This window comes from Elusimicrobium sp. (assembly GCA_015062115.1).
GTDB lineage: Bacteria > Elusimicrobiota > Elusimicrobia > Elusimicrobiales > Elusimicrobiaceae > Avelusimicrobium.
The window spans coordinates 128,550-153,852 of the sequence record SUVG01000005.1 but is presented as its reverse complement, the minus strand read 5'-3'; the positions used below and the strand labels follow the sequence as shown (position 1 = coordinate 153,852).

Sequence of the window (25,303 nt, the reverse complement as noted above, 5' to 3'; positions counted from 1 at the left end):
AATTATTTTAGCAATTCTTCTGCCTTTTTTTGCCCCAGAGGGGAAAGCATTACAGTATCGTCACTATATTCCAGAAACCTTTCCGCGTGCAATTTTTTCAATATTTTTTTAAACATCGTAATATTTTGATATTCTATGTTTTCTCGTAGATCTTTTTCCGTCATAGATTTCACATATAGTAAACATAGGATTTTGTCTTTGACAAGCATTTTTGTATTTAAAACGCGAGTTTTGCCATTAATATTCCATAACAAGGGGATTTCAACAGAAACAATTGCTTCTATAATATCAGAAGTTTCGTGTTCTGATATTTTTGAATTTAGTCTAAATAATTCAGCTACTATCCATTTAGCCCCTATAAGCAACAATCTAGCATCCATTTTATTTGGATTGATTGAACCCGGATGAATGGCTCCTCGTTTATTACGCAAACAAGCCATCATAAACAGAACCCTAGGAATAATTATCCTATATTCTTCGTTTGCCTTACTAAACGATTCTAACCGTTTTAATTCTTCTTGAGAAAAAATACTTAATTTTTCAGTTAGAGGGCAATTTCTTCCCTCTAACTGAGATATAATCAACCGACGAACAATTTCTATAAATTGTCCTATCTCATTAATGCAATATTGCCAATTGCCTTTTCTATACTCTGCTAAGGATTTCAGATACGCGTTTAACAAAGCATCAACGAGATCATTAGAAAATTGTTTGACGAGTTCTTTTTTAATTTGATTTTTCATTTTTCGTAGTTAAACTGTCTAATAATTTTTTAGCTTCTTCTATCCCTGGAAAAGTTAATTCTATTTGTTGGGTTTTACCTTGTCCTTTTCGAAGAAATAGATTGGAATTTCGTTTTAAAATTGAAGCGAAATTACTTGAATCTAAGCAAGAATGTCTTTGAGCTAATATCTTAAAATCACTAGTATTAATTTTGTGATCTTTAGCAGCAAAGCCCATTAACAAAAGTAATTCTTGCATTTTCGCGGAATTATTTTTTCCAGGAAGATGCGGTAAAATTAATGTCGTTTCACCGTTGCTATAATGATAAATACCATGTTTGATATATTTCGTCATATCTTCTGTGGACGATTGATTGGAATATTCCGGTTTGTTTCCTAATAATTGCACGCCAGCATCTTCAGTTTTTTGAAATTGTGGTTTTATGCTTGTATTAGCTTTGTATTGTTGTACGCGTGACATATAGGTTGACAATATGCGTTCTACAAATGCTTCTGTGCCACTTACAGTTATGACTCCTTCTTTTAAATTTATGTTAACACTGGATTGATCTTTTGATTCCATATTATTACTCCTTTATTTAGTTTGTCCTCATCCAAAATACTCCTGCATGAGGGATTTGTATAAGGTTTCAAGGTGCGATAAGCGGGTAGTCAGTAAACCTTTTTGTGTTTCTATTTTTGCCACAAAATCTGCAAATTGAGTTTGTAAAGATAAGGGAGGTAGAATGACGGGGAAATTGCGCAAAGTGGCCATATCCACTCGTGGCATTTTGGCTCCAGCTACTTTATTCGATAGAAAGGTCACAACACTTTCATGACGTAACAGATAAGCTAAAAACGTAGCATTACATAATTCTGGTTTAGGATGCAAAGGCAATAATTCTGAAGTGCAAAATCCATCCTCGTCGACAAGAACTACTTTGTTGAGGTATGGACGCAATTTGGAATACAAAACATCTCCATTTTGAAAGTAATATGTAGAATTTCCTACTTGAGAAAGAGGTACCCTTTCCTTGGAAACAACTCTTCCCGTATTGCTTTCCACTTTATCCAAATTTAAAAGCCATACTAACAGACTTGTAATTGTTACCTTCCGCGAAATTTTTGGGGCTACTTTAGGCAAAATTAAGGTTGGCCAACCTTTGGGGTTTGTAATGGGGTCGCCGAAGAGTTCTATAAAACGGCTTTTGATAAGCTCATCTAACTTCTTAAGTTGTTTTTTTGTAAGGCAATTAATTTCTGCACCTTATCCAATCGCTCCGCAATCCGTCTTTGCTCAGAAATTAGTGGAAGAATTATCTTCATTTTATTTAAGTGGCTTGGGCCAAAATTTAGTTGAGCAGATCCTGTTATGTGGAATTGTATTTGTCTTGTAAAATACTTTGACGTTAAAAAATAGCGAAAATAGTTTATATCCAAAACATCTTTATCAATAACTTTGAATCTTATTGTGCTTGTATTCATGCATAAAGGTAAATGTTTCTTTTCCGCAAATGTGATTTTTTTATCAAAATACTCTACTTTAATACCGGAACTTGCAATGAGCAAATCTCCTTCATCAACTAAAAAGTGCTTATATTTTCCATATGCCTCTTCTTCCGAAATATAGATGCTTGTTTTATCAAGGACTAGTTTTCTATCGCAGATATTTCCGACGTTCAAGAGTTTCACTCCAGAAGTTCTAAATTGATTTTTACGAACCCCAGGTCCTTCTTGAAACCAAACTACCTTATTAAGATCGCATATTTTATAGTTTGACAAACAATTCGTTCCCATTACAATATTCCTTCCAATTCTTTCATGCCTTTGGTAATATCCCTTTCCAGCTGGGCAATATCAGCCAATAATTCTTTTGGGGCAGGATATTCCTCGGGCACATATTCAATTTGTTTATACTTGTTAATAGATAAATCGTAACCATTATCGCGGATTTCTTTTACAGGCACGAGGAAACTCTTATCCGTGCGTTGGCGTTTGGCTTCATCTTTTAAGTTCTTAAAACGGGCGATAATATCGGGAATGTCGTTCTCTTGCACAGAGTCACGTTTATCGTCCAAACTAAAACCATCAGCTTGCATATCGTAAAACCACACATTATCCGTGCCACCATGGTTTGTTTTGGTAAAAATCAGCACCGCAGTAGATACCCCCGCATAGGGCTTAAACACGCCACTAGGCATGCTAATAACGGCTTCCAACCGGTTGCCGTCAATAATTTCCTTGCGAATAGATTTATGTGCGTTAGATGCTCCAAATAGCACGCCGTCCGGCACAATGGTAGCACAACGGCCACCCATAGACAACATGCGCAAGAATACCGCCAAGAAGAGTAGTTCCGTCTTCTTGGTTTTGACTACTTTGGTTAAATCTTGTGAGACGATATTTTCGTTCAAACTACCCTTAAAAGGTGGGTTTGCCAAAATCTTGGTAAAACAGTTCTTCTTGGTGTTTTGGTCTGAAAGACTATCTTGGTAAGCAATAGCAGGGTTTTCAATATCGTGCATCATCATGTTCATGGCCCCAATACGGAGCATGGTGCGGTCCATATCGTAACCAAAAAACATGCCATTATTAAAATGGTCGCGGTTCTGCTTGTTATAGAAAACTTCTTTTAGGTATTTCTCTTTTAAATACTCGCCTGCTGCCACTAAAAAACCCGCCGTACCACAGGCCGGATCACAAATGACGTCATTGGGCTTAATGTCCAGCATTTCCACCATCATGCGGATAATATGGCGAGGGGTGCGGAATTGGCCGTTTGTACCTGCCGTGGCAATTTTGGAAAGCAGATATTCGTACACATCCCCACGCATATCTTTCTCGGCATACGACGGATTGGACATAATATCGTCCAAAGCAGAAACGATGCTATCCAAATGTTGGGCAGTCGGGATTTTGAAAATAGCATCAGCCATATACTTGGAGTAGGTGCTATTCTTGTCCCCATGCAGGTTTTTGATAAATGGGAATACGCCTTCTTGCATCACGCGATACATCTTTTCAGGCGGAAAATTGCGGAAAGTGGACCATTTGTAATCTGTTTTGTCCCCAAAGATGCTATGGAAAGGCACTTTGAGCATCACGCTCTCTCGGCGGTGTTTATCTTCCAATGCGTCCAAATCGTGAATGAACATTAGGTAAGTAATTTGTTCAATCACGTCGAGCGGGTTGGTAAGGCCACCGGAAAAGAAAATTAGCCAAAGGTTATCAATTTTGTTTCTTAATTCGCCTGTAATCATTTTAAATTACCTCTAAAGGGTCTTTCTTGTATTGTAGCAATTTTATGTATGTATGAGAGAGAAAGTGGCTAGACAAAGAGGACCCAAACGTATTTTCTTAAAAAGAGTCAAAAATCCCATTCATGATCCTTGTCTTTTAACGCTTGTTGGGTATTGAGAACAGATTGTAAATCTTTGAAGGGGCTTGAATCGGCTAATTGCTTGATTTTCTCCAAAATAAGAATTAATTTTTCCGAATTGGTATGCAGAAGGGCTTTATCAGCTAGAGAAAATAATTGTTCGAAATTTTCTCGTCGTTCATCAAACGTTTGATTTAAATACAGCAACACTATCTCCTTCGCCGCATCGATGCGTTTGATACATGTTTTGCATTGCGCATTAATTCGGTTACGTTTGAGTTGCTGAACAGCACAGAATTGCTGAACCCTCTCCATTTGCGTAATCAAATTAAGCAAAAATCCACCAATGTTGTCTGAAGTAATACGGATTGATTCTAATGCTAAGTCTTTTTTAAGTTGGGCAACGAAAGCATCTCCATTTTCGAATTCAGAATCAGAGATAGACAAACTCTTTGCTGGGGTTGTTTTTTTATTGACTTTTAAATATGTTCTTATACGTCGCCCTGCTTGTTTTAACAATTCTTGAAAGAGGATATCTTTAATTTTCTTTTTCATATCAATTTGTTATTCTCTATTACTTTGTACGAGGCTTTTAAGATATCAGTTCCATTAACGGACAAAGCCCCGTTTTTATCAAATAAAGGAATTTGAATAATATCAATTAGTGCCTTAACTAAAATTGCAGTTTTCTGAAAAATCTCGACGTCTTTTTTATTTTCAATATTGAAATTTAATATGTTTATTTGAAGGATATCTACATTTTTTTGGGCACAAGTGAATAATTTGCTTGTTACGTCTATCAGTTCTTTAATCCTAGCAATCTGTCCTTCCAATAATGGCCAATGTGCTTCAATACTTTTTATTTGTGTAACAATTTCTGCTGCACGCTTTGTGGATTTGGTTAACTGATTAGAATAATAACTTGAAATGAACAACCCAGTTGCTAATAAAGCAATTCCTCCGGTGGCTCCTATTTGAATCCCACCCAATACTGCCGATCCTAAAGCAACTCCACCACCGCCACTGGCAATGCTTCCTCCCCCTAACCAATCTATATTTGCATTGGTTGCAGCAGCTCCAGATAGTGAAGAAATAGCAGTTCCCGTGGATGCCGTGGCTACAGCACCAATGGTTGCAGTTACTGCCGCAGGAACGCTTGCGGCTGTAAGAGTGCCTAAGGTACCGATTATAGCTGTATTCCCGGCAATTTCTTTTTTTGACATGTCTATTTGGGCCATTTCTTGAAACATCTCGCTCATTTCTTGAAACTTTTGTTGCATTTGGGGAGAAACATTTATTTTCTCAAAAATTTTGTAAGAATTTTTTTTGTTTTTCTGATAAATTTTTTTTAAGCAAGATAGAAAATATTTAATCGGTTCTTTGATGGATTTAGCTTGCTGTTTTTTTAATTTTTCTAGAGAACGCTTAATTCCATCAATATAATACTCGGTAATTTTTTTAGACTCATCATGTAGCATTTTGATTAACTGCTCTAATTCCTTGGCCCTTTTTTTGTCCTGGTACCCTTGTAATCCAATTGCTACTTTACCTTTTTGTTTAATCTTTGCTAGTAAACCATATTTCACAGGTTGCTCAACAATCAATTGTTCATATTGGGCAAAGTGAGTTTTATAAGAATGTATTAATACTTTTAGTTGATTACTAGAAATAGACATGTTTTATCTTACTACAATAATATAAATTCTTTTCTTTTTCCATTGTAGCACATTTGAAACCCTCTCTAAAAAATCACAGAATTGGCTTATAAAATAAAAACCCACCGCCTTAATTAACTTGACTTCTCTCCCTATAAGAAGCGTGAATGTATATGACGCAAATGCTTATACTTCCAGGAGACAAAAATGGCAAGAAAAAGCAACAAAGCTACCTGTAAACTGGAAACATCCCTGAGTGAGTTCTGCTTTATGCCACAGAGATCCAGTATTTCTACCGTGAATAAGAGAAAGAATCGTTAAACAAGCCCCAAAATTGGCCCACAAACGGGTTTTCAGGCCCAATCCCATGGGTTTCTCGCATTTGCCCTTTTTTGAATTTGTGGGGCAGATGGCGCAAATCTACATTGCTTAAATCTTTGCACTAAGGAAAATCGAACTGAAAAATCTCGGTCTATAATAAGCAAAAAGAGCAAGATATTGTATAAGGAGCAAGGACAGAGTTTTGGACACTATATCGTCGGTACTTCGCCGCTTGTTGGGCGCACGTCTTAAAATATACCCGTTCTCCGTCGAGAGCGGGTTTTTTCTTGCCTTTCTTCGACGTGAATATCTGTGTCAAATACGTCATCTTATGTAGCCGGAACTATACAAACGCTCGGCAGAAAAATGGCAGAAAATTTTTCTGCCATATCCTTAGGCCAAATAAGCAAGATTAAGCAAATAAGCTATACGGAGAATGGACAGAGTTTGGACACTATATTTCCATTGATAGCCAAACAAAAAATAGAATCAAATTCGAAGATTATAGTGTCCTTTCTACATGCTTTTGGCAGAAAAAACCTCTCTTTTTGTTGATACAGAAACAAAATTATTATATATTGTTGATAAGGAAACAAAAATATTATGACATGTAAAGAGTTTGATGCACTGATACAATCTCTCCTATCTATTGCTTCGGATATGGATATGGAATTTAAAAATCAAGACGGAACGCTTAAGAATTTTACCGTCAACGAGATGCACTGTATAGATTGCATTGGAAAAATAGAAAACCCCAATGTAACAAAATTGGCCTACGCCCTGCATCTTACCCGCGGAGGTATAAGCCGTTTAATCAGGAAACTGATTACCAAAGGTGCTGTGAAAATTTACACAAACCAAAATAATAAAAAAGAAATTTATTATCGTCTAACAACATTAGGAAAGGACATATATGTGGCACATGAACATTTGCATAGAATGTGTCATAAGCAAGATGCTAAATTTCTAAAACAATTTAATAAAGAAGAATTAGAAAATGGGATAAATTTTATCAAAAAATATATTGCCCACGTTAAACAACAGATTAAAAAACAATAGGAGAGAAAGAAATGGAGTTTATAAAAGAAGTAGTAACTGTTATTTTTTCAATATTTAATACGATGTCCCCTTATTTGTTACTTGGTTTTTTATTTGCTGGGATTTTGCATGTGCTTGTGCCGCAGCAATGGTTTTCAAAATATTTATCCAAAAATCAGTGGACATCCGTTCTGTATGCCACGCTATTTGGAATTCCGCTACCGTTATGTTCCTGTGGGGTAATTCCTACTGCCATGGCAATGTATAAAGAAGGGGCATCAAAGGGATCGACAATTGCCTTTTTAATAGCTACTCCCCAAACAGGAATAGATTCCATTATTGCCACATATTCTCTGCTAGGGCTTCCCTTTGCTGTTATTCGCCCGATAGTGGCCTGTTTTACTGCTGTTTTTGCGGGATTGACAGCCAATGCTTTTTCTTCCCATGAAAGGGCATTAGCAACTATTGCACAAACGGATCACAAAGAACGGGTAGAAGTTTCTCTTACGCGAAAATTAAAAATGATATTCCAATACGGTTATGTGGAAATGATGGAAGATATCGGCAAAATGCTTTTACTCGGTTTAATAATTGCGGGTTTAATAACTTATTTTGTGCCGGATAATTTTTTTACGCTCTTTGGTAACAATACGATTTTGACCATGTTTCTTGTACTGGCGGTATCCATCCCTATGTATGTTTGTGCTACCGGCTCTATTCCGATAGCTATCGCTTTAATGATGAAAGGCATGAGCCCTGGCACAGCACTTGTATTACTTATGGCAGGACCGGCAGCCAATATTGCCTCCATGTTGGTAATAGCTAAGGTTTTGGGCAGAAAAACATTTCTGCTTTATCTAACAACACTTATTATTGGGGCTATTGCCTCGGGACTATTTATAGACAATTTCCTGCCTGCCAGTTGGTTCGATGTATCCAATTTCGCCATAACAGTGCATCACCACGGAAGTTTTTACTATTTTAAAGTGCTTTGTTCTATTATATTGCTTATGCTTTTCATCAACACGATGTTTCTTAAGAAGAAAAAAAATGTGCCAGGCACGCAACACAGAGCTATTAAGTTTAAAATTGACGGAATGACTTGTAACCATTGTAAAAGCAATGTAGCTAGGGTAATCAGCAATTTGAATTCCGTTAAACAAGTAACGGTGGATTTAAGTACCGGATTTGCATATGTCGAAGGGAATCCTACAGACGAAGAAATAAAATCTTCCGTAGAAGCGATAGGTTTTAAATTTAAAGGAAGATTTTAAACCTGCCTTCTACCCGGCATAACATATATATTTGGAATACTATAGAGAATTCTGTGGGCGTTTATTTTTCAAAAGTAATGCGTGGCATATTATCTTGTACTACGTGGATAATGCCGCAACGCGTAAAGCCCAGTTTTATCAGTAGCCGTTGCATAACTTGGTTATCCGGATGGGTGTCTACCCGTAGGTGGTGGCATTGTTCATAGCACCAGTTGATGCAATATGTCCCTATCCCTTTTACAGAGCCGTCTCCCGCTAAGCGATGTATAACTCCATATGGGTGGTCATTTTCCCATGTTCCGTTTTCAATGACAGCATAGGTGGGTTCAATATCTTTGCCGAAATTGAAAAAGAAAGTGCCTACTATTTGCTTATCATGCAAATATACATAACTATGGCCTAACTGAATATCCTGTTCAGTAGTTTTTGTATAAGAAATATGGGATCGAATAAGGACTGGCTCGTCGTGGTATCGAGCAGAATTTGGGCGCACCATTATAAAAACCACCGAGAGGTGGTTTTTTGTTTATCCTCACATAAAAATATATAATTAAATTTCATCATTTTTAACTTCAGGAGCCCTCTATGCCGAAAGAAGTAAACCCGCAAGATACCCCCCGCGCTATGGCGTACAAATTATGGTTAAAAGCCCCTAACCCGATGGTCACTTTTTTCAAAACGCTCGACATAACCAACTTAATTAAAATCAGCAAGAATAAGGGCCTAAAACTGAATATGTTGCTGGACTTTTGCATCGGGCGAGCGGCCGCGCAAGTGAAGGAGTTTTTCCTTCTGCCCGTCGGCGAAAAACTGATAAAGTACGACTCCCTTGCCGTAAATACGATTGTGAAAAATAAAACGGGCGAGGTAAGTTCCTGTGATATTCTCTTTGTCCCCGATTTAGATGCCTTTAATCAAGAATACCTTACCCACACTGCCCAAGTAGCCCAAACCTGCCAAGACCGCGACTTATCGGCAGACTGCATGGTTATCGGCACCTCTGCCATTGTGGATACGGAAATTGACGGAGCGGTAGGCATGAATAGCGGTATATTTAACAACCCGTTTCTTATTTGGGGAAAATACCGCAAAAAATGGTTCCGCTATACACTACCCATATCTTTTCAATTTCATCACACACAAATGGACGGGGCACACGCAGGCCGTTTTTTGGAAAATCTACAGCAAGAAATCGATAGATTGAAATAACTTTTCTTCTAATAAATATCCCCCTTTCACAGGGGGATATTTATTAGAAGGATTGGAGAACTTTTTCGTAATCGGCCGATTGGTAGGAAGCGTGTTCGGCATTAGCCGCCCATTTTTTCACCCAATAGGAAGGGGTCGTCTGTTGCCCCGCGGGAAGGAAAGGGAAAGAACCTTGTGGGTCTTCCTTCACCAAACTAAACAATTTCTCCGTTGGGGAGTAAGGCTTATCCGCTCCTTGTAAATTAAGAGCAAGGAGTAAATCGATATTATTGGTAAAAGCCGCCGCCCACACCACGGGCACTTTTTTCTGGGAAACCAACTCCCAGGTATAACGGGCCGATAACGCCTTGGAAGAAGCGTTCCAAAAATTACTTCCCCGTTTAGGAGTCACCTTCAACTCTCTCCCATAGTGTGTAGCAACTGATAAACACTGATAAAAATAATAGTCTCTCCGCAATCGTCCCAAAGCAGATTCCAAGGTTATTTGCAAGAAAAACAGATTAGAAAAAGCAGTTTCCCTCTTCTCAGCAGGGGCATGGATATCAGCGCCGTATCGCAACAGGAGTAACACCATATCCCAACGGTGAAAATCTATCGCATAGGCCAAAAGGCTACTCCCCGAAATATATGAATTGGGAGAATACCCTTTTTTAAGTTCCTCCTCCAACGCAGCGGTATTCTTGCCAATAACTATATCCACTATCTTTTGTTGCTTTTCCCAAATGGCACGGGCGGCCACCATACGCTCCAGTTGTTCCGGAGTCCAATTTTCCTGTGCATTTGCCACCCCGGTAAGACAAAACAAACTTACAAACAAAACTATTCCCACAAAACGGCTCATACTGCTTCCTTCCACTCTTTAAATAAAAATTCCAAAGTTCTTTGATTTCCCATATCCTGCTTTACCATTTGCGAAATGACACTGCTTCCGTCCGCACTTAACAAGCGAATTTGGTCGTCGATTTCCCGAATTTCTTTGGCAATAGCTTGGCTGAAAGGTTTTTGTGCCAAGGAAATGCGTTTTTTCTCCAATTTCCCTATTTGTTTAGCGATAGAAGCCAGTTGTTCGTGGGCTTTTTCCGCATTGGAAGAAATAGTAACTGCCGCACGCGGGACTGCTGTTGCGGCAACTTCCGTTTCCTGCGCATATTGCAGTATTTGCATCAGGGTTTTTTCAGTCCCCATTTTATTATCTACCATTTCACGCACGGTCAGGCGCGCTTCGGTTTCCAGGGAAGAAATTTGTTTTTGTACTTCTTTAATCTTTTTGAAGTCATCGGCTGAACCCACGCTTTTACTGCGCAAGTATGCCTCGTACTGCCGCAATTTTCCCAGTTGTTTTCCAAGCGCGTCCAAACGGTTGTATTCGACATTTACACGAGCCGCGGAAATTTCCTGGCCATACACTTGTGCGGCGTGTTGCAAATTGGCTTTTTGGGGCATGGTCAAATCGTCCATAAAGCCGACATATTCCTTCATCGGTAATTCTTTTGGGGAAACCTTCCCGGCATCATCGGCATAATAGAAAAGGGCCTTGGTGGGGTCTGTGGGGTGGCGTTCCATATACACAAGCCCGTCCGATCGCAATTCAAACAGGCCCGTTTCCTGTGCATTTTTGGGTACATCGGGCATGAGGGAGCGGTCGTTATATTTCCACCGTTGCGGACGCGCCGCCGCAGTGCGGGTTGGGGTGGGTGTTTTCAAGTTCATTTGGAAATAACTTCTCAGTGAACTTTCCGTCCCCAATTTATTGGAAGCCATGTCCCGAATCAGCATATTGCTTTGACCTTCCAGTTGCGCAATCTGTTGATCTATTTGGCGAATCCGAGCAAAATTATCCCCTTCGCCCCACACATAGGTATTGGGAGAAGAAGCAATTTGTTGGCGTTGGGCTCTTAAGGTATTTAATTGCTCGGCCATTTGGTCCAAACGGGCAAATTCTTTTTCTTTGCGGGCCGTACCAATTACATCGGCATACAAATCACCCGCGCGGGCCAACATATTTTTCTCAGCCGCACTCATAGATCCCATCAGTTCGTGATAACGCGTCATGGGAACTTCCTTCGGGGTTACGGCTTTGCCCATATCGTCTGCGTAGTAGAAAACGGCTTTGGTCGGGTCGGTCGGGTGAGATTCCATATACACCAAGTTATCAGGCAACGGCTTAAATTCCCCAGTCGGTTTACCACTGGCCTTAGGCATCAAACCGCCTCTGTTTGCATAACTTAAAGTGGAAGCACGCGGCTTAGCCGTGGCGGTAAAAGTTTCCAATTCATATTCAAACATTTGAGCCAAGGTCCGTTCGTTACCCATACCGTTTTTAGACATATCTTTTATCGTACGAGTAGCCTCTTGTGTTAAAGCCGAGATTTGATTGTCAATCTGACGAATTTGGGCAAAGTGCGCAGGGTCGTCCGCCACATGCGCTTTAGCACGGATAATATCGGCACGTTGGCTACGCAACCCTTTAATCTGACGGGCCAAATCGTTCAGACGGGTAAATTCTTTTTCTTGGCGGGCCGTACCAATCACATCGGCATACAAATCACCTGCGCGGGCCAGCATATTCTTTTCGGCCGCGCTCATGGAACTCATCATAGCATCATATTGAGCCATGGGAACTTCCTTCGGGGTTACGGCTTTGCCCATATCGTCTGCGTAGTAGAAAACGGCTTTGGTCGGATCGGTGGGGTGAGATTCCACATACACCAAATTATCGGGAAGCGGCTTAAATTCTCCAGTCGGTTTACCGCTGGCCTTGGGCATAAGTCCGCCTCTGTTTGCATAACTTAAAGTGGAAGCACGCGGCTTAGCCGTGGCGGTAAAAGTTTCCAATTCATATTCAAACATTTGAGCCAAGGTCCGTTCGTTACCCATACCGTTTTTAGACATATCTTTTATCGTACGGCTGGCTTCTTTTTGTAAGGCTGCCAATTCGCTATCTATTTTGCGAATCTGGGCAAAATGAGCCGGGTCATCGGCCACATGCGGGCGGGCTTTAATAATATCATTACGCTTGGTGCGTAAATTTTTAATTTGACGGGCCAAATCGTCCAAGCGGTCGTACTCACGGGTTGTACGAGCAGTAGCAATTACATCGCTGTACACACTTTGACCGCGGGCAAACATATTCTTTTCGGCTGCACTCATGGAACTCATTAACGCATCGTATTGTGCCATGGGAACTTCCTTCGGGCTTACCACCGAACCCATATCGTCAGCGTAATAGAACACGGCCTTGGTCGGGTCAGTCGGGTGCGATTCCACATACACCAAATTATCCGAACGAGCCACATAATGCCCCGTTTGCTTACCGGTGGCTTTAGGCATTAAAGAGCGTTCCGCATAACTACTGGCCTTCACTTGAGCGGTTTGCACGCGTTCACTTAACGGCCCCGTAAGTTCGCTTTCAATTTGGGCACGCGTAGGTGCTGCCGAGGTTTTTTCGGCTGCAGTAGCCGCCGCAGGTTTAGCATTACCGCTCGTCGGTTTAGTAGAAGCGGCAGGTTTTGCAGCGGAAGACGGTTTAGCGGCAGGAGTTTTTACCTTCTGTTTGGGCGTAGCGGCAACGCGGGGTGCACCGTTACCCGTTGTGGAAGCGGCCTTTGTAGCCGGAACGGTCGTTTTGGAAGAAACCCCTGCAGAGGCAGAAGACGGACGCGCAGACGAGGCTCGCGCGCCGCGCACGGAAGGGCTAGCAACCCGTTGGCGAACTTTTCGTTGTAAATCTAATAATTGCTTACCGCCCTTCATCCAAGTAGTACGAGAAGTAAGCGCGCGCACACACCCGGCCAATCCTTTTGCCATAGCAGGCAAACTAACTACCAAGGCACCCATCGACACAGCGGATACAACCATATCCCCCACTTCTCCCATATTTAACAAGCGAGCATTATACACATATCGCTCGTGCTTTTCCGGGTCTTTGGCCGGTTCCTTCCAAGTATAACCGCGTTGTTTGGCAAATTGTTGGGCCACATAATGTACACGCCGCTGGGTTCCTTCGTTAATATCCCACCAATCTCCTTTGTAAAAAAGGTTTAACAGTTCGGGTTTGGGAAGATAGATAAAAGTATTTCCGTGTTTGCGTAGTCCGCTCATAATACCTAACACAACCGGGTAATGAATTCTTCCGGCGGCATGGGTATCTTCTATGGCATACTCGTTTGCTTTATTTATAATTTTTTTGGATAAGGCCTGCGCACGCGGGTTTTCTTTACTGAGTTCTCCTAACATATAGCCGACATCTTCCAACAAGTTTCCTTGCGGATATTGGGCTTGGTAGGCTTCCATCGATTTATGGCCTTGTCGGCGTGCTTCATCTTTATCCAAGTATTGGAAACTTTCGTTGATACGGTTTAAGTAACGGGAATCCCCCCCGCGCAAGTTATTTACACCGCGTAGCGCCCCCCGGGCCACCCCGGAAAGAGAAACGGAGTGCAACACATCTCCCGCGGTGGTGGGGATCGTTTCGTCCAATAAAAATTTTTCAATTAAAGAAAAGGACTTCTGCGTATCCAAAACGGCCAACGCCGATATACAACCGGGAATTACAATGCCCGCGGCAGAGGAAGAATAAGTATCTTCCAATAAGTCATAAATTTTATCGGCGGCCTCATTTTTTTCCGTTGCGTTTTGGGCCAACATGGCAATAGCGGACAGGCCCGCCACCTCGGAAGCACAGTTATTCGATTTGCGTTCCCGCGCTTGGCGTTGGTCAGCCCGGTGCGCCGCGGAGCCGTAATCTATGGAGAAACCGGAATCGCAATCTTTATGAGCATCTTTTAATAAATCATAAAAATACTTAGTAGCCATTTCGGCATCTTTTTCCGATTGTACCCCATATTCCGTTACCAAAGCCGAAACCACGCTCCCCACCTCTTTAATGGGTTTACCTTTCCAGTAAGTTTGCTCCAACGCATAACGAATCCCGCCGCGCGCAAAAGCCAAGGCAGTCAAGCACACGCCATTTTCTTTTTCGTCGCACACAAAGGCTTGCAAAATATCGCCACCTGCTTCGTACTCGGCTTTGAATATGATATCGCGCGTACACTCAAAGGGGTCGTAGGGGCATTTTTCTTTGGCCATTTTGTAACCCAACTGAACCAAGGTTTCATCATTTTGGTTTTGCATGGCCTTTTCCGCCGCGGCGGAAATAGATTGTTCCAACGCCGACAATTCCTGCGACACGGCAAGCATCGGGGAACATACAAATAAAAAAAGCAGAACAAGGATTTGTTTTATTTTCATAGATTTCGTCTCTTTTTCGCTATTAAGATAGGATAATGTTTTCCTCACAAAAAGCAAGTCAGTCAACCGCTAAAATCTCCGGGTTACGGAAAAGCCAACTTAAAAAAACACTCCACACCAGCAATTGGTTAAACATACCGAAAATCAAATAAAAAACGGATAGAAAAATTCCGCCGGATACGCCCATTTTTAAGAAAACGACCGCCGGCAAAAAACCGGCCGATACAACGGCCAGAAAAAAGAAACTCCAAAAAAGCCAATGGGTTTTCAGCAGTTTCCGCGTTTGCAGTAAAGCCGCTTTTCCCTCTTCCGTTACGGCAAAGGCCGTGCCGAACACGAGAGTAGAAACAACCCAGCACGCCGTAAAAAAACAAACACTTAAAGAAGCGGAAAAGAAAACGGGCAGTAAAGTAAGGCTGGAAAAAGACGGTATCCAACCCAAAAACAGGCATAACACTCCGCCTAGCAACAATTGCCCCAAAAGAAGCGGTTTAAGCGCTCTGCCGGTAACTGCCAACAACCCACCCACAACCCCTTGTTTGGTAACCAACTCGTCCAATACACGGTAGAGGAAAACAAGCAAGAACACATCTAAACTGGCTATGGACAAAAATACATATACTAGGCGCGTCACGCCTTCTACCAACCCGTATACAACGGGGTGGCGGGCCAAAAAGAGCGGTATGGAAAAATGCCCGAAAGCCAAATCTGCCGCGTGCCCGATAACCCAAGGATACACATAAAATACTCCCCCACACAACAAAACCCCCGCTCCCAGGAAAAAGAGAAAGGTTTTAATAGACGGAAAGTTATTTTTGGAAATAAAATAATCCATGATATTATTATATCTTTTTTCGTACGCGCGCGTGAAGAGGAGAAAACAAAATTTTTTGACAGAAGAATTGTTTGGGAAGGGACAGACATAAAAGAACTAGCAAAAGCCGCATGTTGTGAGGGCAGGCCCCTCGCGCTCCTTTGCTAGTCACTATTAGTATAGCGAATAAAAAAGTTTATTTCAAGCAGTTTGCCCGTCCCTCGCGCATAAAAAAACACGCTTTCGCGTGTTTTAATATGGTGCGCTCGGCGGGAGTCGAACCCACATTTCCAGCTTCGGAGGCTGACGCTCTATCCATTGAACTACGAGCGCGCAAATCAGGTAGTATTTCTTTTATTTTATCAAAAATAAAACCACGCGCAAAGAACCCATGCACTACGAGGCGGGTGCTTCGGCAGGCTTCGTGTATTTACGAGGAAAACCGAGCCAAATGGCTATTAACGTCCCGATACCCAGCAAATACGGATAGTATAGATATTTCATAATATGTACGGGAGAAACCCCGGACAAACTGGCAGCCATTAAAAGTTGGGCCCCATAAGGAATCATACCCTGCACAAAGCAGGAAAAAATATCCAACAAACTGGCCGAACGATTGGGCGCAATATTGTATTTTTGGGCAATTTCTTTGGCTATCGGGCCCGCCATAATAAGGGCAATCGTATTGTTGGCGGTACATAAGTTGGCAAAACTGACCACCCCGGCAATACTCAGTTCCGCCCCTTTGCGGCCGGAAATGTGTGCGGTTGTTTTTTCAATAATCCAGGCAAGCCCGCCATTGTAGCGAATCATTTCCAGCATACCGCCGGCAAGCAAGGTAACGATAATCAGTTCGCCCATACTGTTAATACCGGCGCCCATGGAAGTCGTCCACCCCCACACATCAAAAGCGCCCGTCAGCAAGCCGATAACCCCGCACAACACGGTGCCGCCCAGCAAAACCACCATTACATTTACGCCCGCCACCGCGGCCGTCAGTACTGCCACATACGGAAGTACTTTTATCCAAGAAATCGCACCGTGCGTAAAGGTGTTGTGGGCTCCGCTACCCGCAAAAATATACAAAATGGTCGTCAACAACGCAAACGGCATTACGATTAAAAAATTAGTACGGAATTTATCGGCCATTTTACACCCTTGCGTACGGGTTGCCACAATGGTGGTGTCGGAAATAAAGGAAAGGTTATCGCCAAACATGGCACCGCTGACTACCACGGCAGCCATGAGAGCCAAACTAAGCCCCGTTTCTTGCGCAAGGCCAACCGCCACAGGGGTCAAAGCGACTATCGTACCCACCGAAGTACCGACGGAAACCGAAATCACGCAAGCGGCCAAAAATACCCCGGCCGCGAGTACATTGCTCGGCAAAACAGACAGCGTCAAATTAACGGTAGCGTCCACCGCGCCCATGGCCTTGGCCGTTTGAGCAAATGCCCCTGCCAGCACAAAGATAACAACCATCAGCATGATGTTGCTGTTTGCGGCCCCTTTACAGAAAAGTTCTATGCGGTTATGCAAACTGCCGCCTTTGCTCATCATCACGGCTACTACCGAGGACAACACAAACGCCACGGTAATGGGCATTTTATAAAAATCACCCGCCGCCAGCGAAACGGCTACATAAGAAATTAAAAATACCGCAAGCGGCACAAGCGCCAACGGATTGGGGACAATGGTTTCTTTCTTCATAATACTCCTGCCACCGGGCAAAAATAAACCGCCTGAGAGGCGGGCCGATAAAGGCAAAAAAACGGTGGAAATATAATAATATTATATAATTTTTACCTTCCTTCTGCCTACCGGGGCTCAAAAGTGCTAGAATATCGGCAAGAGAGGTCTCTTTTTATGAAAGCAACCATTATTACTATCGGCGACGAAATTTTACTCGGCCAAATTTTGGACACCAACTCCCGATTTATCGCAAAAGAATTAACGCTTATCGGCATGGAAACGGTGGAAATCCGCTCCGTTTCCGATAAGAAACCTGATATTTTGCGTGCATTGAAGGAAGCCTGGAACAACAGTCGGGCGGTTTTTGTAACGGGCGGACTGGGCCCCACCAAAGACGATATTACCAAAACGGCCTTGGCGGAGTTTTTCCATACCGAACTGACATTTCAACCGCAGGTATATGCGTGGCTGGAAGAAATGTTTGCCGCCCAACCCGAACGGTTAAACGCCTATAATAAAACCCAAGCCGTTCTGCCTAAAAGTTGCTTACCGTTAAGAAATCTAAAGGGAACGGCGTGCGGTATGTGGTTTGAAGAGGAAGACAAAGTGCTAGTCTCTCTCCCCGGGGTACCGTTTGAAACGGAACACTTGTTCCCGACGCAAGTACTCCCCCGTCTAAAGGCCAAATTTCAACAAGGTTTACTGCGATACTGTATGCTGACGGTATATAATATCCCCGAAGCGGAACTGGCCATGCAGTTAGCAACTTTTGAAAACAGCCTTCCCGACGGCATTTCACTGGCCTATTTACCGTCTCCCGGGTTTATCCGTCTGCGCTTGACGGCCACGGGCACTAATGCTGAACAGTTGGACGCTTTTTTTGCCCGGTTAAAAAAATCCGTTTCCCATTTGGCAAACGAAGAAACCACCCTCGAGGCAAGCCCGCAAGAAACTTTTGCCAAACGCCTCAAACAAGCAGGGGTTTCGGTGGCCTGTGCCGAAAGTTGCACCGGGGGAAATATCGCCAAAATGATTACCTCTGTACCGGGGGCGTCCGCTTACTTTTTGGGCGGTGTGGTGGCTTATGCAAACGAAGTAAAAGAACAGGCATTGCAAGTTTCCAAAGAAAATTTGCAAACTTATGGAGCCGTCAGCGAGCCGGTTGCCCGCCAAATGGCAGAAGGGGTGAAACATTTAACGGGAGCCCAATGGGCGGTTTCCACTACGGGGATTGCAGGGCCGGACGGCGGCACTGAAGAAAAACCTGTCGGGACGGTATGGATTAGCGTAGCGGGCCCGCGGGGAACCATAGCCAAAAAGTTTTTATTCTCCCGCACGAGAGAGCGCAATATCGCACGCGCTTCCCTGGCCGCCCTGCAAATGCTTTTGGAAGAAATAGAAAAGCCCGCTTAACAGCGGGCTTTTTATTACAGATACAAAAGTTTGAATCCTACCCCTAAACTCCAATCTTTACTGTCCCAATTTCCGGCGGCGTGTGTACTGCCGTTAATGTAAAAGGCTACCCCGTCGTTAACCAAAGTACCCACTTCCACTTCCGGCACAAACTCGGCTTTACCGCTATGTTCGAAATCCATGTAATAATAAAGGTTTGTCAGCACCCACCACTCGTCGGGTGAAGTGTAGCCGATATTTAAGCGGATACGCCCGAAGTTGATATCCTCACGGGCATGGTCTCCAAACAACGACACATAGTGCTTATACCCCACCGCAGCGTACATATTTTCCGGCAAAAACAATACCGCATAAACGGAAGGACTGGCTTGAAATTTTCCGCTCCCAAGCCGTTTATCCGTTGCCGTGGGAAGGAAAAATTCCATTTTGGCGCCAAAGGCCAAGCGGTCGTTGTTATTGGGTTGGAACCAAGTAGCATTGACCGCCGTATCACCTAACCCGCTGACCGATTTTTCAGGCGATTCAAAACGCGCTAACGGAACTTCTATCCCCCAGTTATATTCTTCGTTAATTACCCGATAGGCTTTTAAGGTCATTTGGCTGGTGGAAATGCCTTTGCTATCGTCTATGGTGGTAATGGAAGGGTTTACCTCAAAGGTGGTAATGTTTTCCGTAGGGATTACCCCATAATGGTAAGTTTTTTGAATTTGTCCCCAAGACGGAAAACAAAACATTAAAAACAACACAATCCATGTATATTTTTTCATACCGTTCCCCCTTTTTTTTACTCTATTCTTTTTTATTCCCGAAATCAATACCCGTTGCCTTACAAATATGTGCACGCCCGTTGGTACAGTTTTTCAGTTCTTTTTCCGTACGCGGGGCGGAAAATAACAAAAACCTTACCCCTTCGCACCGGGTGGAGACATATGCTTCGCTACCGTTGATATGCAAAAAAGTACGGCGGCCGAATTTTTTTCTTCCGGTTCGCCCGAAGGTTCCCTTTCCGCCAAATACATATATCCAAGAATTATTTTGGGGCCGCAACGGGAAAGACTCTCCCGCCCCCGGTAGCAATGTAATATCTAAAAAAGAAGTTTCGGGTGCTAAAAGCCCTTCCAACGGCCCGACTTTATCCTTCCAGCGCCCGCATAACACACGGACTTCTGCTCCGTCCTCTCGCACAAGCGGAACTTCCTCACTTTCCACTTCCGCCTGTTGACCAGATCCCATGGAATCTTTTTCTGTTTTGATACGCATTTGAACATTTAGAATATCTACCCGACGGGAAGGTTCGGCTTCCTGCAATCCCCCCACCTGCCCCGCCCATTGGGAAACATCTTCCCGCATTTGTACCGTTTCTTCCAATCCGGTAATGTGATAATCAAGCGCAAAACGGCACTCCCCCAGGGCCTCGTCCGGCACCCAAGTGCGCTTAAAATTTTCCCCGCAATAGCATACACACAAATACACACACGGATCAAACACTCGCGCATTATAGCGGCAAATCAATTCTTCGCTTTCTTTACAACCGTTACAGTTCGGTTGGAGCGGCTTTGTTTTCTCTCGCATTTTCCCCATAATCCCCCCTGCTTAATACTGGTAGTGTAGGAAAGAAAATTCTTTTTTCGCAGGGAAGAAAAGGATTAGTTAAAAAGAAAAGGTCTCTAAAAAGAGACCTTTATGAAAAGTTATTTCCAACCGATTTTGTTTCGAAGGTATTGTATTTCCCGTTCAACAGAGTTGACTTTTTGCCTGGATAACGGAGATTTTTTCCCTTGCAGGATATGTAACGAAAGGGTACGCTCCAACCACAATAGAGCCTGCGCCTCATCTGTTTCCACTCCATGCCCCAAGCGATACATTTGTGCCGCTTGCAACATCACCCCGGCATCTCCGCCGTGCTTGGCCAGGGAAAGAGTCCACTTAAAAGCCAAGGGATAGTATTTCTTTTCCTGCGGATATAAAGAAGAAAGTTTATAGCGGGCTTCTTTACTGCCTTGTTCGGCCAATGTTTCCCATTGGCGGTACAGGGCTTCCCGTCGGGCAGAAAAATTAAAAACTTCTTTTAGTTTTTGGAGTGTTTGATTCCAGGCGAGCGACATATTCCCCTCCCGTTTCTGATATTGTACACTATTGTAAAGTAATTTATCCAGCGAGAAAAACTTATGACTACCCTAGGAACCACTACTGTTAAAACACTCCTGTTAAAATCTAAAATTCCGGGTTTTGATTATACCATCAATCCCTATGTCGGTTGTCCGCATAAGTGCGTCTATTGCTATGCGGAATATATGCGCAAGTTGAGCGGACATGCGGAAGAGTGGGGCGATTTTTTAGATGTAAAAGAGTGCCCTGCCCCCACGCACCCGGCAAAACTTTTTCATACGCGGGTAATGCTATCTTCCGTTACCGACCCGTACAATCGCTACGAAGAACAATTTAGATTAACCCGCAACATTTTAACGCAACTTCGCTTTGCCCAGGCCGAAGTGTGCATTTACACCAAATCTCCGTTAGTGCTGCGCGATATGGATTTATTAAAGGAAATGTGGAAAGCGGAAGTGTGTTTTTCTTTTTCCACGGCAGACGAAACTTTCCGCCAACTGGCCGAACCCGGGGCCCCCTCGTTACAAGAGCGTATAAACGCGTTGCGAGTATTGCATGAAAACAATATCCCCACCGCTGTGATGATTGCTCCGATTTTTCCCGAAATTACCGATTGGGAAAAAATCATACATCTCACGCGGCCGTTTACCAACCGCTATGCTTTCGACAGCCTGAATATGCGGCCCGGATACCAGAAAAAAGTGATTTCGTTTGTGGAAAAAAATTATCCGCAATACTTACCCGTTTATTGCGATATTTATTTGGAAGAAAAAACAGCCTATTGGGATAATTTGGCCCAAAAAATAAAAGAAGTTTGCCAAAAACAGCAGATAGAGCCGGATATTTGTTTCCAAAAGAATCAGCCTTTTATGCCTTAACTTAAAAAGAAAAATACCCCGTCTCAAGACGGGGTATTTGTATGTGTAACAAAAATTATTTTTTACCCGCAGGGATATCATCAAATCCTAACTTCCAAGTGATGATAAACCCGGCCAACATTGCTACGGCATATCCCAACAAGTAAAACAACACGCTTTTTACATTGCTTAACACAAGCAAAAGAACCAGGCCCGATACACCAAACGGAACGGAAGATGTTACCTGCGCCAAAGCCACTACAGCTCCGCCGAACGCAGCCCCCAAACAAGCCCCAATAAACGGCCTGAAAAGAGGCAAGGTTACGCCGTAAATAAGCGGCTCGCCGATTCCCATAAGACCAATGGGAAGTGCATTTTTGATAAGGGTTTTGAAGCGGGCATTTTTCGTTTTGAAAAGCACGGCTAATCCTGCCCCCACTTGCCCCGCTCCCGCCATACATAAAATGGGAAAAAGCGGATTAGAGCCCAAGGAATCAACCAGTTGTTGATGAATCGGCACTAAACTTTGGTGAATCCCCATCATCACGAGAGGCAAGAAACTTCCCCCCAACACGGCTCCCGTCAACAAACCGCCGTTTTTCAAAGCAACTTGGGTATATTCGGCCAGTTTTTCACTTAACCAACCGGCAACGGGTTGAATTGCCAAAAGCGAAATAAAGCCCACCACAAGCACCGTTAAAGTAGGCGTTAAAAACATTTCCGCACTTCCTTTTACACGGTTACGCAGTTGTTTTTCAAACCAACTGCCGGCCCAACATACCAACAGAACAGCCAACACCCCGCCCTTGCCGGGCATTAAAGAAGAGCCGAACAAGGTGATTTGGGAAAGGGCAGGCATATTCAAAATACCGGCAAACGCCACACCCAAGGCGGGCGTTCCGCCAAATTCTTTATTGGCATTGTAGCCGACCACTGCATTTAAGTAGAAGAAAATACCGCTACCGAACACATTAAAAAGAGCGGCGGTATTCGGGTCGTTTGCCAAGAGGGTTTTGGATAAAATGTTACTGATTCCCAGCAAAAGCCCGCACCCGATATACGCCGGGATAAGCGGCAGAAAAATATTCCCGATACGCGCGCAAATTTGGCTTACCCGTCCGGAGTATTTGCGGCGAACGGCCACTTTGGCGCGGCGGGCGCGGTCTTCCGGCGATATTTGCACGGCTTCCGCCCCTTCTTTTTGTTCTAACGGTTGGAAAGAGTGGCGGGCATTAAAATAGGCTACTAATTTTGTGGCGGTGGAAGGCCCCACAATTAACTGATGTTGTACCCCCGAATAAAAATATCCGGCCACATCGGGCACTTTGCGCAAGGCCTCTACTTTTACCAAGGCCTCATCTTTTACCGTAAAGCGAAAACGGGTCATACAACAACCCAAACTCACAATATTTTCAACCCCGCCCGCCGCGGCTAAAATATCGTTATACATGGCTTCCAAATTTACCGGCATAATAAAAAACCCCTTCCGTAAAATTGATGAGAAAATATAGACTTCTCTGTTATTGTAACATAAAAAAACCCCGCCGAAGCGGGGTTTTTAATACCCAAACTATTTGGACAAATGTTTAGAAAGGTATTTGCTCATGTCAAACATGCTGATTTGTTTTTTGCCTTCAAAGATAGGGGCCAATTTGGCATCAGAGTTGATCATGCGTTTGTTTTTGGCATCTTGCAAGCCGTTTTTCTTAATGTAATCCCACATTTTTTTGACGACTTCGGTGCGGGGCAAGGCAGCAGAGCCTACCACGGCCGCGAGTTCGGCGCTGGGGGTTAAAGGGGCCATAAATTTTGCATTAGCTTTAGCCATAGTTGTAATTCTCCTGTTGTATATAAATTGTAAGTGTTTCTTAAATTTTAGTATATTTGGAGCCCTATTGTAAGGGGTTTTCCCAAAAATAGGGCTCCGCGTAAAAATTCCGACCGGCGCAAAGTTATTTCACTTTGGGCGCAGCAGCCAAAACTTCCTTGGAACAGCCGTCTTCGTATTTTTTGAAGTTTTCGATAAAAGACTTGGCCAAGGCTTCATATTTTACCATATATTCTTCCTTGTTTTCCCAAGAGTTAATCGGATTCAAAATTTCAGCCGGCACGCCGTCGCAGGAAGTGGGAATTTGGAAACCGAATACCGGGTCGGTAATGAAATCCACTTTCGCCAATTTGCCTTCCAAGGCGGCATTTAAGAGAGCACGGGTATATTTAATGCTGATGCGGTTGCCTACGCCATAGGGGCCACCGATCCAGCCCGTGTTTACGAGCCAGCAGTCCACATTGTGTTCTTGAATTTTCTTTTTCAAGAGTTCGGCATACACGGAAGGGTGCAAGGGCATGAACGGCCCGCCGAAACAGGTAGAGAACGTGCTGGAAGGTTCTTTTACGCCTTTTTCCGTACCGGCCACTTTGGCGGTGTAGCCGCTGATGAAGTGGTAGAGGGCTTGGTCGGCGCTGAGTTTGGAAATGGGCGGCATCACACCGAAAGCATCACAGGTTAAGAAAATGATGTTTTTGGGGTGAGTGGCGCGTTTGCTTTCCACGGCGTTATCAATAAAGTTAAGCGGATAGCAGGCGCGGGTGTTTTCGGTCAAGGTATCGTCGTCCAAGTCGAGTTTGCCGGTTTGAGGGTCAAATACTACGTTTTCGAGCACCGTACCGAAACGTTGGGTGGTGGAGAAAATTTGCGGTTCGGCTTCTTGGTTCAAGCGGATTACTTTAGCATAGCAGCCGCCTTCAAAGTTGAAGATACCGTCGGCATCCCAACCGTGTTCATCGTCGCCGATGAGCCCGCGGGTAATATCAGCAGACAAGGTGGTTTTACCGGTGCCGGAAAGACCGAAGAAGATGGCACTGTCTTGTTTATCGCCCACGTTGGCAGAGCAGTGCATGGTCATAATGCCTTTTTGCGGCAAGAGGAAGTTCATGATAGTGAACAAGGCTTTTTTGTTTTCGCCGCCGTATTCGGAACCGATAACGAGCACGATTTTCTTTTCAAAGTTAATCAAAATAGCGGTTTCGGAAACGGTACCGTCCGTGGCCGGATCCACTTTCATTTTGGGCAAGCATACCAAGGTAAATTCCGGTACGAAAGATTTAAGTTCTTCCTGTTTGGGTTCGATGAACATATTTTTTACAAACAGGTTGCTCCAGGCGCATTCGGTAATGGCGCGCACTTTCAAGCGGGAGGCTTCACTGGAACCTACATAAGCATCACGCACGAACAAATCTTTATCTTTCACATATTCTTGTACTTTAGCGAAAATTTTATCAAAGTATTCGGCTTTAATCCCTTTGTTGCTTTTGCAATAGAAAAGTTTGCCTTCAACATCTTTGGTTTCCACGAAATAGCGATCGTTGGGGCTGCGGCCGGTGTGTTTACCGGTGCTGACGCACAGAGGGCCGCCATATACGACATTTCCTTCCTCACGGTTCAAAGCTTCTTGGTACAAGGCCGGAGTGGAATAGTTCCAATAAATGGTTTTTTCCGTTTTCAATCCAGCATTTTCCAATCCAAAATCCGGTTTAAAAAAATCCGGTGTTGCGTTTACTGTTTTCATA

Annotated in this window: 23 protein-coding genes and 1 tRNA gene; 5 read left to right on the top strand and 19 right to left on the bottom strand. The window is 43.4% G+C overall.

Features of this window, described 5'->3' with window-relative positions:
• Positions 1 to 2: 2 nt before the first annotated feature.
• The 7 genes from E7027_05195 to E7027_05165 form a co-directional block, all read right to left on the bottom strand.
• Positions 3 to 743 carry a hypothetical protein gene (locus tag E7027_05195; protein ID MBE6421507.1) on the bottom strand — a complete coding sequence of 247 codons (741 nt, stop codon included), beginning with the start codon at positions 741 to 743 and terminating at the stop codon, positions 3 to 5.
• On the bottom strand, positions 727 to 1,305 hold the full coding sequence (locus E7027_05190) for a hypothetical protein (protein ID MBE6421506.1): 579 nt from the start codon (positions 1,303 to 1,305) through the stop codon (positions 727 to 729). Before E7027_05190 ends, E7027_05195 begins: the two co-directional genes overlap by 17 nt.
• 27 nt (positions 1,306 to 1,332) lie before the next feature.
• Positions 1,333 to 1,980 carry a hypothetical protein gene (locus E7027_05185; GenBank protein MBE6421505.1) on the bottom strand — a complete coding sequence of 216 codons (648 nt, stop codon included), beginning with the start codon at positions 1,978 to 1,980 and terminating at the stop codon, positions 1,333 to 1,335.
• Positions 1,944 to 2,519: a hypothetical protein gene (locus E7027_05180; GenBank protein ID MBE6421504.1), complete on the bottom strand. Its 576-nt coding sequence runs from the start codon at positions 2,517 to 2,519 to the stop codon at positions 1,944 to 1,946. The genes E7027_05185 and E7027_05180 overlap by 37 nt, the downstream gene beginning before the upstream one ends.
• Complete coding sequence (locus E7027_05175; protein ID MBE6421503.1) at positions 2,519 to 3,982, bottom strand: SAM-dependent DNA methyltransferase; 1,464 nt, start codon at positions 3,980 to 3,982, stop codon at positions 2,519 to 2,521. The genes E7027_05180 and E7027_05175 overlap by 1 nt, the downstream gene beginning before the upstream one ends.
• Before the next feature lie 107 nt (positions 3,983 to 4,089).
• Complete coding sequence (locus E7027_05170; protein MBE6421502.1) at positions 4,090 to 4,656, bottom strand: hypothetical protein; 567 nt, start codon at positions 4,654 to 4,656, stop codon at positions 4,090 to 4,092.
• The gene (locus E7027_05165) at positions 4,653 to 5,777 is read right to left on the bottom strand and encodes a hypothetical protein (protein ID MBE6421501.1); all 1,125 of its coding nucleotides are present in this window, start codon (positions 5,775 to 5,777) and stop codon (positions 4,653 to 4,655) included. The genes E7027_05170 and E7027_05165 overlap by 4 nt, the downstream gene beginning before the upstream one ends.
• 903 nt (positions 5,778 to 6,680) lie before the next feature.
• On the opposite strand from E7027_05165, the gene E7027_05160 reads away from it, so the two are divergent.
• Together E7027_05160 and E7027_05155 are read left to right on the top strand one after the other, a co-directional pair.
• Entirely contained in the window at positions 6,681 to 7,136 is a 456-nt protein-coding gene (locus E7027_05160) for a MarR family transcriptional regulator (protein ID MBE6421500.1), read from the top strand.
• 11 nt (positions 7,137 to 7,147) lie between these two features.
• The gene (locus E7027_05155) at positions 7,148 to 8,389 is read left to right on the top strand and encodes a heavy metal-associated domain-containing protein (protein ID MBE6421499.1); all 1,242 of its coding nucleotides are present in this window, start codon (positions 7,148 to 7,150) and stop codon (positions 8,387 to 8,389) included.
• 61 nt (positions 8,390 to 8,450) lie between these two features.
• Here E7027_05155 and E7027_05150 read toward each other — a convergent pair whose 3' ends face one another.
• The gene (locus tag E7027_05150) at positions 8,451 to 8,885 is read right to left on the bottom strand and encodes a GNAT family N-acetyltransferase (GenBank protein MBE6421498.1); all 435 of its coding nucleotides are present in this window, start codon (positions 8,883 to 8,885) and stop codon (positions 8,451 to 8,453) included.
• An 89-nt stretch (positions 8,886 to 8,974) separates the two neighbouring features.
• Between E7027_05150 and E7027_05145 the strand changes: the two genes are divergently transcribed.
• Positions 8,975 to 9,598: a chloramphenicol acetyltransferase gene (locus E7027_05145; protein MBE6421497.1), complete on the top strand. Its 624-nt coding sequence runs from the start codon at positions 8,975 to 8,977 to the stop codon at positions 9,596 to 9,598.
• Positions 9,599 to 9,641: 43 nt separating this feature from the next.
• Here E7027_05145 and E7027_05140 read toward each other — a convergent pair whose 3' ends face one another.
• The 5 genes from E7027_05140 to E7027_05120 form a co-directional block, all read right to left on the bottom strand.
• Positions 9,642 to 10,439 carry a hypothetical protein gene (locus E7027_05140; GenBank protein MBE6421496.1) on the bottom strand — a complete coding sequence of 266 codons (798 nt, stop codon included), beginning with the start codon at positions 10,437 to 10,439 and terminating at the stop codon, positions 9,642 to 9,644.
• Positions 10,436 to 14,848 carry a hypothetical protein gene (locus E7027_05135; GenBank protein MBE6421495.1) on the bottom strand — a complete coding sequence of 1,471 codons (4,413 nt, stop codon included), beginning with the start codon at positions 14,846 to 14,848 and terminating at the stop codon, positions 10,436 to 10,438. Before E7027_05135 ends, E7027_05140 begins: the two co-directional genes overlap by 4 nt.
• Positions 14,849 to 14,906: 58 nt before the next feature.
• The gene (locus E7027_05130) at positions 14,907 to 15,683 is read right to left on the bottom strand and encodes a hypothetical protein (protein ID MBE6421494.1); all 777 of its coding nucleotides are present in this window, start codon (positions 15,681 to 15,683) and stop codon (positions 14,907 to 14,909) included.
• A 237-nt stretch (positions 15,684 to 15,920) separates the two neighbouring features.
• Positions 15,921 to 15,995, bottom strand: a tRNA-Arg gene (locus tag E7027_05125).
• A gap of 63 nt (positions 15,996 to 16,058) precedes the next feature.
• A complete protein-coding gene (locus tag E7027_05120; GenBank protein MBE6421493.1) occupies positions 16,059 to 17,372 on the bottom strand; it encodes a Na+/H+ antiporter NhaC family protein in 1,314 nt (437 codons plus the stop codon).
• 156 nt (positions 17,373 to 17,528) lie between these two features.
• Here E7027_05120 and E7027_05115 point away from each other — a divergent pair, with 156 nt between their 5' ends.
• A complete protein-coding gene (locus E7027_05115) occupies positions 17,529 to 18,767 on the top strand; it encodes a competence/damage-inducible protein A (protein MBE6421492.1) in 1,239 nt (412 codons plus the stop codon).
• A 14-nt stretch (positions 18,768 to 18,781) separates the two neighbouring features.
• Here E7027_05115 and E7027_05110 read toward each other — a convergent pair whose 3' ends face one another.
• From E7027_05110 to E7027_05100, 3 genes are all read right to left on the bottom strand, one after another.
• Positions 18,782 to 19,534 carry a hypothetical protein gene (locus tag E7027_05110; GenBank protein MBE6421491.1) on the bottom strand — a complete coding sequence of 251 codons (753 nt, stop codon included), beginning with the start codon at positions 19,532 to 19,534 and terminating at the stop codon, positions 18,782 to 18,784.
• Between the two features lie 22 nt (positions 19,535 to 19,556).
• Positions 19,557 to 20,339, bottom strand: a complete 783-nt coding sequence (locus E7027_05105) for a hypothetical protein (GenBank protein ID MBE6421490.1) — start codon at positions 20,337 to 20,339, stop codon at positions 19,557 to 19,559.
• A 119-nt stretch (positions 20,340 to 20,458) separates the two neighbouring features.
• Entirely contained in the window at positions 20,459 to 20,872 is a 414-nt protein-coding gene (locus tag E7027_05100; GenBank protein ID MBE6421489.1) for a sel1 repeat family protein, read from the bottom strand.
• A gap of 63 nt (positions 20,873 to 20,935) precedes the next feature.
• On the opposite strand from E7027_05100, the gene E7027_05095 reads away from it, so the two are divergent.
• Positions 20,936 to 21,754, top strand: coding sequence for a radical SAM protein (locus tag E7027_05095; protein ID MBE6421488.1), 819 nt, complete (start codon positions 20,936 to 20,938; stop codon positions 21,752 to 21,754).
• Between the two features lie 55 nt (positions 21,755 to 21,809).
• Here E7027_05095 and E7027_05090 read toward each other — a convergent pair whose 3' ends face one another.
• From E7027_05090 to pckA, 3 genes are all read right to left on the bottom strand, one after another.
• Positions 21,810 to 23,204, bottom strand: coding sequence for a PTS sugar transporter subunit IIC (locus tag E7027_05090; protein MBE6421487.1), 1,395 nt, complete (start codon positions 23,202 to 23,204; stop codon positions 21,810 to 21,812).
• 99 nt (positions 23,205 to 23,303) lie between these two features.
• Positions 23,304 to 23,561 (bottom strand): hypothetical protein, encoded by a 258-nt coding sequence (locus E7027_05085; protein ID MBE6421486.1) that lies wholly within the window; start codon positions 23,559 to 23,561, stop codon positions 23,304 to 23,306.
• Between the two features lie 124 nt (positions 23,562 to 23,685).
• Positions 23,686 to 25,302, bottom strand: coding sequence for a phosphoenolpyruvate carboxykinase (ATP) (gene pckA / locus E7027_05080; GenBank protein ID MBE6421485.1), 1,617 nt, complete (start codon positions 25,300 to 25,302; stop codon positions 23,686 to 23,688).
• Position 25,303: the final 1 nt, after the last annotated feature.

Bases quoted from the DNA above. Each gene is read 5' to 3' on its own strand.
- E7027_05180 (MBE6421504.1), bottom strand. From the start codon at position 2,519: ATGGGAACGAATTGTTTGTCAAACTATAAAATATGCGATCTTAATAAG.
- E7027_05105 (MBE6421490.1), bottom strand. From the start codon at position 20,339: ATGCGAGAGAAAACAAAGCCGCTCCAACCGAACTGTAACGGTTGTAAA.
- E7027_05195 (MBE6421507.1), bottom strand. From the start codon at position 743: ATGAAAAATCAAATTAAAAAAGAACTCGTCAAACAATTTTCTAATGAT.
- E7027_05085 (MBE6421486.1), bottom strand. From the start codon at position 23,561: ATGGCTAAAGCTAATGCAAAATTTATGGCCCCTTTAACCCCCAGCGCC.
- E7027_05165 (MBE6421501.1), bottom strand. From the start codon at position 5,777: ATGTCTATTTCTAGTAATCAACTAAAAGTATTAATACATTCTTATAAA.
- E7027_05155 (MBE6421499.1), top strand. From the start codon at position 7,148: ATGGAGTTTATAAAAGAAGTAGTAACTGTTATTTTTTCAATATTTAAT.
- E7027_05140 (MBE6421496.1), bottom strand. From the start codon at position 10,439: ATGAGCCGTTTTGTGGGAATAGTTTTGTTTGTAAGTTTGTTTTGTCTT.
- E7027_05190 (MBE6421506.1), bottom strand. From the start codon at position 1,305: ATGGAATCAAAAGATCAATCCAGTGTTAACATAAATTTAAAAGAAGGA.
- E7027_05150 (MBE6421498.1), bottom strand. From the start codon at position 8,885: ATGGTGCGCCCAAATTCTGCTCGATACCACGACGAGCCAGTCCTTATT.
- E7027_05095 (MBE6421488.1), top strand. From the start codon at position 20,936: ATGACTACCCTAGGAACCACTACTGTTAAAACACTCCTGTTAAAATCT.
- E7027_05100 (MBE6421489.1), bottom strand. From the start codon at position 20,872: ATGTCGCTCGCCTGGAATCAAACACTCCAAAAACTAAAAGAAGTTTTT.
- pckA (MBE6421485.1), bottom strand. From the start codon at position 25,302: ATGAAAACAGTAAACGCAACACCGGATTTTTTTAAACCGGATTTTGGA.
- E7027_05130 (MBE6421494.1), bottom strand. From the start codon at position 15,683: ATGGATTATTTTATTTCCAAAAATAACTTTCCGTCTATTAAAACCTTT.
- E7027_05170 (MBE6421502.1), bottom strand. From the start codon at position 4,656: ATGAAAAAGAAAATTAAAGATATCCTCTTTCAAGAATTGTTAAAACAA.
- E7027_05175 (MBE6421503.1), bottom strand. From the start codon at position 3,982: ATGATTACAGGCGAATTAAGAAACAAAATTGATAACCTTTGGCTAATT.
- E7027_05090 (MBE6421487.1), bottom strand. From the start codon at position 23,204: ATGCCGGTAAATTTGGAAGCCATGTATAACGATATTTTAGCCGCGGCG.
- E7027_05120 (MBE6421493.1), bottom strand. From the start codon at position 17,372: ATGAAGAAAGAAACCATTGTCCCCAATCCGTTGGCGCTTGTGCCGCTT.
- E7027_05115 (MBE6421492.1), top strand. From the start codon at position 17,529: ATGAAAGCAACCATTATTACTATCGGCGACGAAATTTTACTCGGCCAA.
- E7027_05160 (MBE6421500.1), top strand. From the start codon at position 6,681: ATGACATGTAAAGAGTTTGATGCACTGATACAATCTCTCCTATCTATT.
- E7027_05145 (MBE6421497.1), top strand. From the start codon at position 8,975: ATGCCGAAAGAAGTAAACCCGCAAGATACCCCCCGCGCTATGGCGTAC.
- E7027_05135 (MBE6421495.1), bottom strand. From the start codon at position 14,848: ATGAAAATAAAACAAATCCTTGTTCTGCTTTTTTTATTTGTATGTTCC.
- E7027_05110 (MBE6421491.1), bottom strand. From the start codon at position 19,534: ATGAAAAAATATACATGGATTGTGTTGTTTTTAATGTTTTGTTTTCCG.